Raw genomic sequence first — 13058 nt, 5'->3', positions numbered from 1 at the left:
CTTTGGGCAGCCATTATCCGGACGCTCCCTCAGATCCGGCCCTATTTCGGCGAACCCTCCCTCACCTCGTGGGGGAGGGTTCGCCGTTTCGGGGCAGGACCTGAGGGAGGGACATCCCGGTAGGTGCCGGAGGTGAGGGAGGGACGCCGGAACGTACGAATTTTCTAACGAGTATCGCTTAGAAAACATCGCTTTATCTTATGGAAATCCGGTCGCATACTGATTTCAAGAACGCCCATACCTTGAGAAAGAACGAGTGCCACCATGACCAACACCTCAACGGAATCCGGCCTCAAGACCGGCGACGCCGCCGGCAACGACGCCGCCCACGCCGCCGTCTCTGAAGGCTCGCCGGTGCTTGAGGCCGCAGCCCTCGCCGAGGAGACCATCGCGCTGGTCCGCCGCTGGCTCACCGCGGCAGCCCAGGTCCCCGTTGACGCCTCCGCCGCGCAGCTCGCCGGTGTGTTGAAGGACCCCAACGGCCTGGACTTCACCGTCGGCTTCGTCGACGGCGTCGTGCGCCCCGAGGATCTGCGGGTGGCCGCCCGCAACCTCGCCGCCCTGGCGCCCAAGGTCCCGGCCTTCCTGCCTTGGTACATGCGCAGCGCCGTCCGCGTTGGCGGCGCCGTGGCCCCGGCACTGCCGCAGGTGGTCATCCCGATTGCCCGCCGCGTGCTGCGCGAAATGGTCGGCCACCTCATCGTCGACGCCACTGACGCCAAGCTGGGTCCCGCAATTGCGAAGATCCGCAAGGACGGCATCAAGCTGAACGTCAACCTCCTCGGCGAGGCCGTGCTGGGCGAACACGAGGCCTCCCGCCGGCTCGAGGGCACGCACACCCTGCTCGCCCGGCCCGACGTGGACTACGTCTCGATCAAGGTTTCCTCCACCGTGGCCCCGCACTCCGCCTGGGCCTTCGACGAGGCGGTGGAGCACGTCGTCGACAAGCTCACCCCGCTCTTCGCCCGCGCCGCGTCCTTTGCCGCCGGCGGACAGAAGGCCAAGTTCATCAACCTGGACATGGAGGAGTACAAGGACCTGGACCTGACTATCGCGGTCTTCACCCGGATCCTGGACAAGCCCGAGTTCAAGGACCTCGAGGCCGGCATCGTGCTGCAGGCCTACCTCCCGGATGCCCTGGCCGCGATGATCCGCCTGCAGGACTGGGCCGCGGCCCGCCGCGCCGATGGCGGTGCCGCCATTAAGGTCCGCGTGGTCAAGGGTGCCAACCTGCCGATGGAACAGGTCGAAGCCTCCCTGCACGACTGGCCGCTCGCCACCTGGGGCACCAAGCAGGACTCGGACACCAACTACAAGCGCGTCATCAACTACGCCCTGCACCCGGACCGGATCCGCAACATCCGGATCGGCGTCGCGGGCCACAACCTCTTCGACATCGCCTTCGCCTGGCTGTTGGCCAAGCAGCGCGGCATCGCGGATACCGCACAGCAGAGTATCGAGTTCGAGATGTTGCTCGGCATGGCCCAGGGCCAGGCGGAAGCGGTCAAGCAGGACGTCGGCTCGCTCCTGCTCTACACCCCGGTGGTCCACCCGGCCGAGTTCGACGTCGCGATCGCCTACCTGATCCGCCGGCTCGAAGAGGGCGCCAGCCAGGACAACTTCATGTCCGCCGTCTTCGAACTCAGCGAAAACGAAACCCTCTTCGAGCGCGAGAAGCAGCGCTTCCTCGCCTCCCTCGCCAAGCTCGACGACGAGGTCCCGGCCCCCAACCGCCGGCAGAACCGCGCTCTCCCGGCCGCGCCGATGCCGCACGACTCGTTCGAGAACACCCCGGACACCGATCCGTCGCTGCCGGCCAACCGCGACTGGGGCCGTGCCATCCTGGGCCGCGTGGCGGCGTCCACGCTGGGCAGTGCCGCGGTCGAGGCCGCCACCATCGACGACGAGGCCACGCTCAACGCCGTAATCGACACCGCCGTGGAGAAGGGCAAGGCCTGGGGCGCGCTCTCCGGAGCCGAGCGTGCCGCGGTCCTGCACCGCGCCGGCGACGTCCTCGAAGCCCGCCGAGCCGACCTTCTCGAGGTCATGGCCAGCGAAACCGGCAAGACCATCGACCAGGGCGATCCCGAGGTCAGCGAGGCTGTCGACTTCGCGCACTACTACGCCGAATCGGCCCGCAAGCTCGACGACGTCGACGGCGCCACCTTCGTGCCGGCCAGGCTCACCGTGGTGACTCCGCCGTGGAATTTCCCGGTGGCCATCCCGGCCGGCTCCACCCTCGCGGCCCTCGCCGCCGGCTCCGCCGTCGTGATCAAACCCGCCAAGCAGGCCAGGCGCAGCGGCGCCGTCATGATCGAGGCGCTCTGGGAAGCCGGGGTACCGCGCGACGTGCTCACCATGGTGCAGCTGGGCGAGCGCGAGCTGGGGCGGCAGCTGATCTCGCACCCCGCCGTGGACCGCGTCATCCTCACCGGCGGCTACGAGACGGCCGAACTGTTCCGCTCCTTCCGCAAGGACCTGCCCCTGCTGGCCGAAACCAGCGGCAAAAACGCCATCATTGTCACCCCCAGCGCCGACCTGGACCTGGCCGCGAAGGACGTGGCGTACTCCGCCTTCGGCCACGCCGGCCAGAAGTGCTCCGCGGCGTCGCTGGTCATCCTGGTGGGGTCCGTCGCGACGTCCAAGCGCTTCCACAACCAGCTGATCGACGCCGTGACCTCGCTCAAGGTCGGCTACCCGGAGGATCCGGCCAGCCAGATGGGCCCGATCATCGAGCCGGCCGGCGGCAAGCTCCTCAATGCGCTGACCGCCCTCGGCGAGGGCGAGGCCTGGGCCGTGGAACCGAAGCAGCTGGACGAATCCGGCAGGCTCTGGAGCCCCGGCGTGCGCCACGGTGTCCGGCGCGGGTCCTACTTCCACCTCACCGAGTTCTTCGGCCCGGTCCTCGGCGTCATGACGGCCGCCACTCTCGAAGAGGCCATTGCGATCCAGAACCAGATCGAGTACGGCCTGACCTCCGGGCTGCACTCGCTCGACTCGGATGAACTGGCACTCTGGCTGGACACCGTCCAGGCCGGCAACCTTTACGTCAACCGCGGCATCACCGGCGCGATCGTGCAGCGCCAGCCCTTCGGCGGCTGGAAGAAGTCCGCCGTGGGTGCCGGTACCAAGGCCGGCGGCCCCAACTACCTCGCGGGACTCGGCGACTGGGTCAGCAGGCCCAGCACCGCCGCCGAAGCCGGGCAGGCCCCGGCGCCGCTGCACCCCGGTGTCCGCCGGATTGAGGACTCGGCTAAGGGATTCCTGACCGCCGAAGAACTGGCCCCGCTGCAGCGCTCGCTGGCCTCCGACGCCCAGGCCTGGGCCGAGGAGTTCGGCACCGCCAAGGACGTCTCCGGGCTGAGCGCCGAACGCAATCTCTTCCGCTACCGTCCGCTGCCGGTCACGGTGCGGCTCGCCGCCGGGAAGCCGCTCGGCGAACTGGTCCGGGTCGTTGCCGCCGGCGTCCAGGCGGGATCGGAGCTTGCGGTGTCCAGTGCCGTCGAACTGCCCGCCCAGCTGCGCGCCGTGCTGTCCGGCTTGGGGATCGGGGTCACCGTGGAGGACGACGCCGACTGGCTGGCGTCCGCAGCCCGGCTCGCCGGGGCCGCGAAGCTGTCTGTGACGCGGATCCGCCTGATCGGCGGGGACGCGAAGGCACTGGCAGAGGCCACCGGCGGCCGGCCCGACCTGGCCGTCTACGCCCACCCGGTCACGGAGGCCGGGCGCGTGGAACTGCTGCCGTTCCTGCACGAGCAGGCCGTCAGCATCACGGCACACCGGTTCGGCACCGCCAACCACCTCTCGGACGGCCTGATCTAGCTGCTACGGACCGGTCTGTGGCAGTTCCCGGGTAAGCAGCATCGCCGCCGTGACCGCGCTAAGGAGCGGGCACGGCGGCGATTGCCGTTGGAACAAGCGCGGTGGGGCCGCGGCTCTTAGCCGAGATACCAGCCCGGCGGAGCCCAGGACGCCGGAACGGCGTGGGCGGAGAAGTCTTCGCAGCCCGAGCAGAAGTAGGTGACCTCGCCCAGCCGGCTCACGGTCCCATCCCGGCGGTGTTTGGCGGGAACGAACGTCTCCAGGTAGACGAACTCGTCCGTCCCGCAGCGCTCGCAGTACGGGATGCCGACGAAGTCGTCGTCAGTCCGGGCGGGGGCGGGGTGCGGGTCGAGCCGGCCGAGGCCGGGGTGCGGCACGCCCTCGAGCCGGGCCGATCCCGCAAGCGGCCGGGCGGCCTTGAACGTGCGGGCGGACCTGACCGTCGGGTGGGGGCGGTTTATGGCTGGCGTCATTGCTGGCCTATCCCGAACACTGGTGCCGTTGCCGCGGGGCAGCAACAAGTACTGGCGTTCGTTTGTCGAATAGTGGTGGCGGGCCTCTGCTTGACCTTCAACAAGGTCAGGATAGGGCAAGTACCACGCGTGTTCAATGGGTGCGTACTGACCCCGTCCGGTCGGGTGTTTTGCAGGTAGGTACCGGGCCCGGCCGAGTAGGTACACGGGTACGGTGGTCAGGATGACCGGTTCAGGGCGCGGCCGACGATGGTCTGGGTGAGGGCCTCAATCACCTCGGTGTTGGCCAGCGGATTGCGGATCAGGGTGAAGTCGACGTCGCCGACGGCCGGCAGCTCGAAACGCCGGGTGATGACTTTCAGGTCCTCCGGGACCAATGACGACGGCATCACGGCGACGCCGATTCCGGCCCGGACGGCGGCCAGCACCCCGCTGATCTGCCTTGTGGTGCAGGTGATGCGCCAGGTCCGGCCGCTGGCTTCGAGGGCGTCGATGGCCAGTTTCCGGCTGAGGCTGGGCGCGGGGTAGGCGATCAGCGGCACCGGGTCGCCCGGGTCCAGCACAGTCTGCTCGAGGCCCACCCAGGAAAAGGAATCCTGCTGCACCACGGTGCCCTCCTTGGCCCCGGCCACCCATTTGACGAAAACGAGGTCCAGCTGGCCGGCGTTGAGCCGCTTGTAGAGCTGGTCGCTTTGGCCCACCGTGAGCTCGAGGTTGATCTGCGGGTAGATCTGCCGGAACTCGCGCAGGATCCGGGGGAGGCCGGTGATGGCAAGGTCGTCCGCTGTGCCGAAGCGCAGCCGGCCGCGCATGGCCGAGCCGGAAAAATAGCGGGCGGCGGAATCGTGGGCGGCGAGGATGCTTCGGGCGAAGCCTGCCATGGCGTCGCCGTTGTCCGTCAGGCGCACATCGCGGGTGTCACGGGTGACCAGGGTGCGCCTGGCCGCGGCTTCCAGCTTCCTGACGTGCTGGCTGACCGTCGGCTGCGCCAATCCGAGGCGTTCCGCGGCCCGCGTGAAGCTGAGCGTCTCGGCCACCGCCAGGAAAGAGCGGAGCTGGGCAGGTTCAAACATGCCCGCCCCCGGTCAGCACGTCCCGCATTCGATTCACTCCGGCTCCCATCCATTGCATTTCGTGATGCTAGTTATGCGCAGAATAACCTTCCATTATCGATTGGCGCCAGCTTAGCGTTAAGGCAGCCCCGTAAACCCCGTCCTGAGGACTCGCCGTGCCACCCCCTTCGCCACTCCAGGTTGCCGACGCGCAGCAGGAGCCCCTCCGGCCGGTCTGCCGGCAACCCGTTACCGAGCCGATCGGCGTCGTCAGTGAGCGGCTGCCGTGGCGGCATACCTTTATCTCGCTCAGGGTCCGCAACTTCCGGATCTTCGCGGCCGGACACTTCGTCGCGGTGGTGGCGCTGTGGATGCAGCGCATTGCCCAGGACTGGCTGGTGCTCCAGCTCTCCGGCTCCGTCACCGCCGTCGGCGTCACGGTGGCGCTGCAGTTCCTGCCCTCGCTGCTTCTTGGACCGTGGGGCGGCATGATGGCGGACCGCTTCGCCAAACGGAAAATCCTGATGCTGTGCCAAGGGGTGGCTGCGGTCCTGGCCGCAAGCCTTGCTGCCCTGACACTCTCGCAGCGAATCGAGGTCTGGCACGTGTACGCGCTTGCCCTGACCCTGGGCCTGGTCACGGTGCTGGACCAGCCGGCCAGGCAGGTTTTTGTAAATGAACTCGTGGGGCCGTCCTACCTGCGCAATGCCATCAGCGTGAACTCCACGATCTTCCAGCTCGGCGGCCTGATCGGCCCGGCGGTTGCGGGCATCCTGCTCAGCGCGGTGGGGGCGGGCTGGGCGTTCGCCGCCAACGCGCTCGCCTGCTGTTCCACCCTGACGATGCTCCTGGTCCTGCGCAAGGACGAACTGCACCTCACGGCGCCGGCCGCCAAACGCAAGGGCATGCTCAGGGAGGGGCTGCGGTACGCCCTGGCCAAACCCACGATTTACTGGCCCTGGCTGATGGCCGGCTTCGTCGCGGTGTTCGCGATGAGCCTGCCGGTGCTGCTGGCGGCCTTCGCCGACCACGTCTACGACGCCGGAGCGGGCGGCTACGGACTGCTCAACTCCCTGGTGGCACTCGGCGCGCTCGCCGGGGCCATCACCTCCGCGCGGCGGCGGCAGCTACGGCTGCGCTCGGTCGTGCTGGGCGCCGGAATGTACGGGCTGATGCTCTGCCTGGCGGCGGGGGCGCCCTCGATGGCCTGGTTCGGCGCGGCCATGGTGCTGGCCGGTTTCTGGTGCCTGATGTTCCTCACCGCAGCCAACCAGCTGGTCCAGGTCAGCGCCAACATGGGGATCCGCGGCCGGGTCATGAGCCTGTACATCATGGTGCTCATCGGCGGGCAGGCGATCGGCGGGCCGCTGATGGGGGCGCTGGCAGAGCACCTTGATCCCCACACGGCGATCCTCGTCTCCGGCGGGGTGCCGGCGCTCGCAGCGGCGGTGGTCGCCGTCGTACTGGCCAGGCGTGGCGAGCTGACGCTCAAGGTGGACCTCAGGGACCGGCGGCGGCTGCTGCGGATCGTCCGGGCCTAGCTTGCGCGCCGGGTACAGCTTTTCGCGCCGATTCCGGACAGCCGCTACGCGGATCGGCGTAGCGGCTGTCCGGAACCGTCGCGGAAAACCGGACGAGGTGCGAAACCGTCAGACGGTCAGGGGCAGGTGCGGGTAGCCCGGCTGCCGCTGCTGGAACTCCAGGACATCCGGATTGAGCACCACGCCGTCGCGGATTTCAATGGCGCGGCGGATGGTGTCATTGCCGTCCCAGGCCGCGGGACCGGAAATCACCGTCTCCAGGAACGGCAGCAGTGCCTCGCTGATCTCCGAGCTGGCGGAGTTCCATAGGTACGAGGGGCTGTGGTCCACCGCGTAATAGTCGATGTGGTCGCCCACCGTGAACATGGGCTCGGCGAAGGTGGTGGTCTTCGCCCAGCTGAACCCCATGCCCTCGTCGCAGGACACGTCCACGATCAGGCTGCCGGGCCGGAAGGCACCCAGGTCGTCGGTGCGCAGGTATGTCAGCGGCGCGTTCGGGTCCTGCAGGGTGCAGTTGACCACGATGTCGCTCTCCGCGAGGAAGGGCGCCAGCGGCACCCGGCCGCGTTCCGTGATGACTTCGCTCAGGAACGGCGCCTCGTTGTCGTGGTCGAACTGCGCGATCCGCACCGAGTGGATGGGGGAACCCACCGCCGCGACCCCGCGGTTGGTCAGTACCTGCACGTCGTGGACGCCGTGGGCGTTCAACGCGGTTACGGCGCCGCGGGCGGTGGCTCCGAAGCCGATGACGACAGCGCTCAGCCGGCGGCCATAATCCCCGGTGGTGCCCGTCAGGGCCAGGGCGTGCAGCACCGAGCAGTATCCGGCCAGCTCATTGTTCTTGTGGAAAACGTGCAGGCCGAAGCCGCCGTCGCTGGCCCAGTGGTTCATCGCTTCGAACGCGATGAGCGTGAGTTTCTTGTCGATCGCCAGCTGCGTGATCGCCTCGTCCTGGACGCAGTGCGGCCAGCCCCAGAGGACCTGCCCGTCGCGCAGTTCCGCGAGGTCCGCCGGCTGCGGCTTGGGCAACAGCACGACGTCGGCCTCGGCCAGGAGCTGCGCCCGCGGCGCGATCCGGCCCACCAGGCCGGCGAGTTGGGTGTCCGGGACGCCAAAGCGCTGCCCGTAGCCCTCTTCCAGGATCAGTTGCTTCCTGAGCTCCGGGGCGATGCGTTCGAAGTGGCGGGGATGGATGGGCAGGCGGCGCTCGTCCGGCTTGCGTGTGGCTGCGAGGACGCCGAGGGTGAGATGGTTCGGGGAACCGGTCACTTCTTTTTGGGGCTCGCCGTCTTGGCGGCGGTCACTTTGTCCAGGGAGCTGGGCGGCGCGGCGGCGGCCCTTTTATCAGCGCGCTTTTCCTTGATGGACTTGGCGGATTTTTTGGATGCTGCTTGACGGGGGGATTTGTCAGCCATGATTGCTCCTGTAGCGGAACCGGAAAGGTTCCTGACTCCTGACGATACAGGTAGCCACCTAACCGGCTCCGGCGCGGCAGGGCTGCGGGGCCGGAACGTGCGACGAACTGGAGCGGCTGACGGGAATCGAACCCGCGTATCAAGCTTGGGAAGCTAGCGCTCTACCATTGAGCTACAGCCGCAGAGGGACCGGCCAGAATCCTGGAACCCGTCCCGCGGAACAACGAGATTCACCTTACCCCAGCCGGGCGACTTCGCAGAACAGCGACACCGGCTGGTTGGGACGTTGCAGGTCTGCCGTCCGGCGATGGAAACAGCGCCAAATGGCGCGGAATGGACGGCTGAACAGGTAGTCCCGTCTCGGAACCCCGTAGTACCTGCCGGACGCGCCGAGTGGACCACAAGCCATAAAAGGGTAGCCCGCACTCGTGTGCGGCCAAAAGTCATCTATTTTACTTGGGGAGACCGCAGCCAACCTATTCGCTAGAAGGTCTCACAATGTTTCGTCGGACGTTGATTGGTGTTCATGTATCCCGGCTAATGAGTCAAACCCGTTACCCGAATTCCTTCGCCAGGCCCGCCGGCGGCGCCGGTTCCCACCCTGCGGATCCTGCCACGGCCACGGGGTGGCAGTCATGAGTGAACTCAAGCACCGCCGTCCATTCCATACCGTGGCGCCGCTGACACCACCAATCACCATCCATGAACGCCCGCATGCCTCCGCGAGGCCGCGGCATTCGGTGTGGGATGACGAATCCCGCAATGACATCGCCGCTTCAAGGAGGGCGGTCACCCGGCGGTGGCGGAACTTCGCCAACCGCCTTCGAGTGACCGATGCGGCAGCGATCGCCGTGTCCGTGGTGGTGGCATATGTGGCCAGGTTTGGCGTAGACGCGATGACTCCGGCGGGGGCGGAATTTGAGGCTCGATATTTGGCGGTCTCCATCCTGCTCATTGCGGCATGGATCGCTGTGCTGGAAATTTACCCCACCCGTGATTGCCGGACGTTTGGCGTCGGCGCTGCCGAGTACAAGCGCGTAATTCAGGCAACCCTGAAGTTATTCGGCGCACTCGCCATCGCAATGGTCTTTGTTCGCTTCGATGTGGTGCGAGGCTACTTTGCCATCGCGTTGCCGCTGGGACTGCTCCTGCTGACCGGGAGCCGCTGGCTGTGGCGCCGGTGGCTGAACCGCCGGCGGGCCGAGGGCGGGTACCTGTCCAAGGTGATTGTGATCGGAGATGCGGCGGACGTCGAGTACGTTGTCAACCAGATCGAAAAGAACCCGACTGCCGGCTACCAGGTGTCCGGAGTGGGCCTGCCGACACTGGAAAAGTCAATGGAGTTGCGTCCTCCGTGGTACCGGGTGCCGGTGGTGTCGACTCTGGCCGATGTGTCCCGCATGGTGGAAGTTGCTGGTGCAGATGCCGTCATTGTCGCGGGCCGGGTCCCCGGGGGCAGCACCTACATTCGGGAGCTCGGGTGGAAGCTCGAGGCCTCCGGAACGGAGCTCGTCCTCGCCTCAGGCCTCACCAACGTTGCCGGGCCCCGGATCCACTGGCGCCCGGTCGATGGGTTACCACTCGTGCACGTGGAGCTTCCGCAGTACGCGGGCGCCAAGCACGTGCTCAAGAGAGTCATGGATATCGCCGTCGCATCCCTGGCGTTGCTGGCGCTGGTGCCGCTCATGCTGGTTCTCGCCGTCATCGTCAAACGGGACAGCTCCGGCCCTGTTTTCTTCCGTCAGCTGAGGGCAGGCAGAAACGGCGCGCCCTTCCACATGCTGAAGTTCCGTTCTATGGTTCAGACTGCCGAATCGGACCTGGATTCCTTGCGCGAACTCAATGAAGGCTCAGGGCCCTTGTTCAAAATCCGGGACGATCCGCGGGTCACCAAATGCGGGCGGTGGATGCGGAAGTACTCCTTGGACGAACTCCCACAGTTCTGGAACGTGCTGACCGGTGAAATGAGTCTGGTCGGCCCCCGGCCACCGCTGCCCGCCGAAGTTGAACGCTACGAGAGGTTCACCAACCGCCGCCTGCTTATCAAGCCCGGCATCACCGGGTTGTGGCAGATCAATGGCCGCTCCACCCTCGCGTGGGAGGAAAGCATCCGGTTGGACTTGTATTACGTGGAGAACTGGTCGCTGACCGGTGATCTGGTCATCCTCTGGAGAACGTTCCGAGCCATGCGCAGCCCGGTCGGCGCATACTGAGGGGAGACCCTCCGGTCTCCTGGCAGGGGGCTCTGCAAAGCCCCCTGACCGATGCACTCGCGCAGCAGCGCGTTGAGGTGCGGGCGCGGCCGCCACGGCCGGCGTCGGTAACTCTTCGGTAAAGGCCCGCCACACAAGGACGTGTGGCGGGCCTTGCTGGCTACCCTGAAGTGGTTAGCTGCAGTCTCCGGGGAACGGGCTACGTTCATCAGCCGTCCGCCAAGCGAGGATTTCCGTGGCCTTTGCAGAGTACGAAGTCGTGATTCAACGCGACGCGTTGAGCGTCTACAATTTCCTGCTGGACCCGGGAAACCTGCCGTCCTGGCGGGACGGAATCCGCGGCGTTGAACTGGTCTCCGGGGCGGCCTGCTCCATGGGGGCCGTCTACCGCCCGCTGTTTGCCGGGGCGGGGCAGCGGCCGGCGAACGCGGACTTCGAACTTACCGCGGCCCGGCCCGGAGCCGAGATCCAATTCCAGGTCGTTACCGGACCGGCGCGCCCGCACGGCGGTTACTACCTCAGCACGGAGGGCTGCAGCACCCGCGTCCGTTTTGCCCTCCGGTACCGGCCTGCAGGTGCCGCGCTGCTGGCCTATCCGAAGGTGCGCCGGGCGATGAAGGCGCAGGTCGCCCAGCTGGAACGGCTCAAGTCCGTGCTGGAGCACCGGCTGGCGGCAGCCTAGGGCGTTGCGGCAGTAACACTGGCCCCGCGCGTACCGGCCGGCCATTACTGGGGTATTTTTGATGCTGTGCTGATCTCTGACCGCGACATTCGTACCGAAATCGATTCCCGGCGCATTGTGCTGGAGCCGTTCGACCCCGACATGGTTCAGCCGTCGTCGGTGGACGTGCGGATTGACCGGTTCTTCCGGCTTTTCGACAACCACAAGTACGCCCACATCGACCCGTCCGAGGACCAGCCCGAGCTGACCCGCCTGGTGGAGGTCGACGCCGGCGAGCCGTTCATCCTGCACCCGGGCGAGTTCGTGCTGGGCTCCACCTACGAAACCGTGACGCTGCCGGACGACATCGCGGCGCGCCTGGAGGGCAAGTCTTCGCTGGGACGGCTGGGCCTGCTGACGCATTCGACGGCGGGTTTCATCGATCCGGGATTCTCCGGCCACGTCACGCTGGAACTTTCCAACATGGCCACCCTGCCGATCAAGCTGTGGCCGGGCATGAAGATCGGGCAGTTGTGCTTTTTCCGCCTGACGTCGGCGGCCGAGCACCCGTACGGTTCCGGCGAGTACGGCAACCGCTACCAGGGCCAGCGCGGCCCGACGGCGAGCCGCAGCCACCTGAACTTCCACCGCACCGAGATTTAGCCCTGCAGGTGCCGGGGTCCTAGCCGGCCGGCCGGACCGGGACCGGGGTCGGCCGGGCCGGGCGGCGGAGCATGCGCACGATCGGCTCCACAAAGCGGGCAGCCAGCGGACCCATCACAGCCATGATCAGCACATAGGCGGTGGCCAGCGCGGCGAGATCGCGGGGCACCACGCCGGAGGCCACCGCGAGCCCGGCGATCACGATGGAGAATTCGCCGCGGGCGATCAGCGCCGCGCCGGCGCGGAAGCGTCCGGGCAGTGCGATCCCGGCACGCTTGGCGGCCCAGATTCCGGTGATCATCTTGGTGGCGGCTGTCAGTACGGCCAGGACCAGGGCCCAGCCAAGTACCGGCGGGATGGACGATGGATCGGTGTTGAGGCCGAAGACCACGAAGAAGATGGCGGCGAAAAGGTCGCGCAGGGGCTCAAGGATCCGCGTCGCGCTGTGGGCGGTGGCGCCGGAGATCGCGATCCCGAGCATGAACGCGCCGACGGCCGCGGAGACCTGCATGGCGGCCGCCAGTCCCGCGACCAGCAACGCCGCGCCCAGCAGGTTCAGCAGGAACACCTCTGAATTTTCACTGTGCACGGCCTTGGACACGTGGTGGCCGTGGCGCAGCGCCACCACCAGCACAAGCGTCACGACGGCCAGCGAAATCCCCACCGTCTGCAGGCCCACCAGGAAGCTGACGCCGGCGAGTGTCGCCGTCAGGATCGGCAGGTACACCGCCATGGCCAGGTCCTCAAACACCAGGATGGACAGGATCACCGGAGTCTCCCGGTTGCCGATCCGGCCCAGGTCGGTGATGACCTTCGCCGCGATCCCGGACGAAGAGATGTAAGTGACCCCGCCCATCACCATCGCGCCGACCAGCCCCCAGCCCAGCATCAGCGCCAGGCCCGCGCCCGGCAGGAAGTTCAGCACGAGGTCCAGCACGCCGGCCTGCCAGGAGCGGCGCAGCCCTGTGACGAGTTCGGCCGCGGTATATTCCAGTCCGAGCATAAGTAGGAGGAGGATGACGCCGATCTCGCTGGAGAGGTGTGCGAATTCGTGCATCCCCTCCAGCTTGACCAGCCCGCCGGCGCCGAAGAACAGGCCCCCGATGAGGTAAAGCGGGATGGGGGACATGCCGATCCGCCCGGCCAGCCTGGCCAGCAGGCCAAGGCAGAACACGACGGCCCCCAGTTCGATGAGGGTCAGGGCGAGCGGATCCATGC

At 67.3% G+C, this 13058-nt stretch carries 10 protein-coding genes and 1 tRNA gene; 5 read left to right on the top strand and 6 right to left on the bottom strand.

Annotated features, from left to right (window positions below; genetic code table 11):
• Window positions 1–264 precede the first annotated feature (264 nt).
• Window positions 265–3822 (top strand): bifunctional proline dehydrogenase/L-glutamate gamma-semialdehyde dehydrogenase, encoded by a 3558-nt coding sequence (locus AC1MBE_RS08535; RefSeq protein WP_479782404.1) that lies wholly within the window; start codon window positions 265–267, stop codon window positions 3820–3822.
• Window positions 3823–3938: 116 nt separating this feature from the next.
• Here AC1MBE_RS08535 and AC1MBE_RS08530 read toward each other — a convergent pair whose 3' ends face one another.
• Both AC1MBE_RS08530 and AC1MBE_RS08525 read right to left on the bottom strand, forming a co-directional pair.
• Window positions 3939–4295 carry a hypothetical protein gene (locus tag AC1MBE_RS08530; protein ID WP_479782402.1) on the bottom strand — a complete coding sequence of 119 codons (357 nt, stop codon included), beginning with the start codon at window positions 4293–4295 and terminating at the stop codon, window positions 3939–3941.
• Window positions 4296–4513: 218 nt separating this feature from the next.
• Window positions 4514–5368, bottom strand: coding sequence for a LysR substrate-binding domain-containing protein (locus tag AC1MBE_RS08525; RefSeq protein WP_479782400.1), 855 nt, complete (start codon window positions 5366–5368; stop codon window positions 4514–4516).
• Between the two features lie 155 nt (window positions 5369–5523).
• Here AC1MBE_RS08525 and AC1MBE_RS08520 point away from each other — a divergent pair, with 155 nt between their 5' ends.
• Window positions 5524–6888, top strand: a complete 1365-nt coding sequence (locus AC1MBE_RS08520; RefSeq protein WP_479782398.1) for an MFS transporter — start codon at window positions 5524–5526, stop codon at window positions 6886–6888.
• 108 nt (window positions 6889–6996) lie between these two features.
• Here AC1MBE_RS08520 and AC1MBE_RS08515 read toward each other — a convergent pair whose 3' ends face one another.
• The 3 genes from AC1MBE_RS08515 to AC1MBE_RS08505 form a co-directional block, all read right to left on the bottom strand.
• Entirely contained in the window at window positions 6997–8157 is a 1161-nt protein-coding gene (locus AC1MBE_RS08515; RefSeq protein WP_479782396.1) for a N(5)-(carboxyethyl)ornithine synthase, read from the bottom strand.
• A complete protein-coding gene (locus tag AC1MBE_RS08510) occupies window positions 8154–8303 on the bottom strand; it encodes a hypothetical protein (RefSeq protein WP_186372181.1) in 150 nt (49 codons plus the stop codon). Before AC1MBE_RS08510 ends, AC1MBE_RS08515 begins: the two co-directional genes overlap by 4 nt.
• A gap of 108 nt (window positions 8304–8411) precedes the next feature.
• A tRNA-Gly gene (locus AC1MBE_RS08505) sits at window positions 8412–8485 on the bottom strand.
• Window positions 8486–8938: 453 nt separating this feature from the next.
• Here AC1MBE_RS08505 and AC1MBE_RS08500 point away from each other — a divergent pair.
• From AC1MBE_RS08500 to dcd, 3 genes are all read left to right on the top strand, one after another.
• Complete coding sequence (locus AC1MBE_RS08500) at window positions 8939–10516, top strand: sugar transferase (RefSeq protein ID WP_479782394.1); 1578 nt, start codon at window positions 8939–8941, stop codon at window positions 10514–10516.
• Window positions 10517–10751: 235 nt separating this feature from the next.
• Window positions 10752–11198: an SRPBCC family protein gene (locus tag AC1MBE_RS08495; protein WP_479782392.1), complete on the top strand. Its 447-nt coding sequence runs from the start codon at window positions 10752–10754 to the stop codon at window positions 11196–11198.
• A 66-nt stretch (window positions 11199–11264) separates the two neighbouring features.
• Window positions 11265–11840 carry a dCTP deaminase gene (gene dcd / locus AC1MBE_RS08490; protein WP_479782390.1) on the top strand — a complete coding sequence of 192 codons (576 nt, stop codon included), beginning with the start codon at window positions 11265–11267 and terminating at the stop codon, window positions 11838–11840.
• A gap of 19 nt (window positions 11841–11859) precedes the next feature.
• Here dcd and AC1MBE_RS08485 read toward each other — a convergent pair whose 3' ends face one another.
• Window positions 11860–13056 carry a cation:proton antiporter gene (locus AC1MBE_RS08485; protein ID WP_479782388.1) on the bottom strand — a complete coding sequence of 399 codons (1197 nt, stop codon included), beginning with the start codon at window positions 13054–13056 and terminating at the stop codon, window positions 11860–11862.
• Window positions 13057–13058: the final 2 nt, after the last annotated feature.

The organism is Arthrobacter sp. BG5 (assembly GCF_056680155.1).
This window is presented reverse-complemented; position numbering and strand designations above follow the sequence as displayed.

What these genes read in the sequence shown, in the direction of transcription:
- AC1MBE_RS08535 (WP_479782404.1), top strand. Translation starts at nt 265, where the DNA reads ATGACCAACACCTCAACGGAATCCGGCCTCAAGACCGGCGACGCCGCC.
- AC1MBE_RS08530 (WP_479782402.1), bottom strand. Translation starts at nt 4,295, where the DNA reads ATGACGCCAGCCATAAACCGCCCCCACCCGACGGTCAGGTCCGCCCGC.
- AC1MBE_RS08525 (WP_479782400.1), bottom strand. Translation starts at nt 5,368, where the DNA reads ATGTTTGAACCTGCCCAGCTCCGCTCTTTCCTGGCGGTGGCCGAGACG.
- AC1MBE_RS08510 (WP_186372181.1), bottom strand. Translation starts at nt 8,303, where the DNA reads ATGGCTGACAAATCCCCCCGTCAAGCAGCATCCAAAAAATCCGCCAAG.
- AC1MBE_RS08500 (WP_479782394.1), top strand. Translation starts at nt 8,939, where the DNA reads ATGAGTGAACTCAAGCACCGCCGTCCATTCCATACCGTGGCGCCGCTG.
- AC1MBE_RS08485 (WP_479782388.1), bottom strand. Translation starts at nt 13,056, where the DNA reads ATGGATCCGCTCGCCCTGACCCTCATCGAACTGGGGGCCGTCGTGTTC.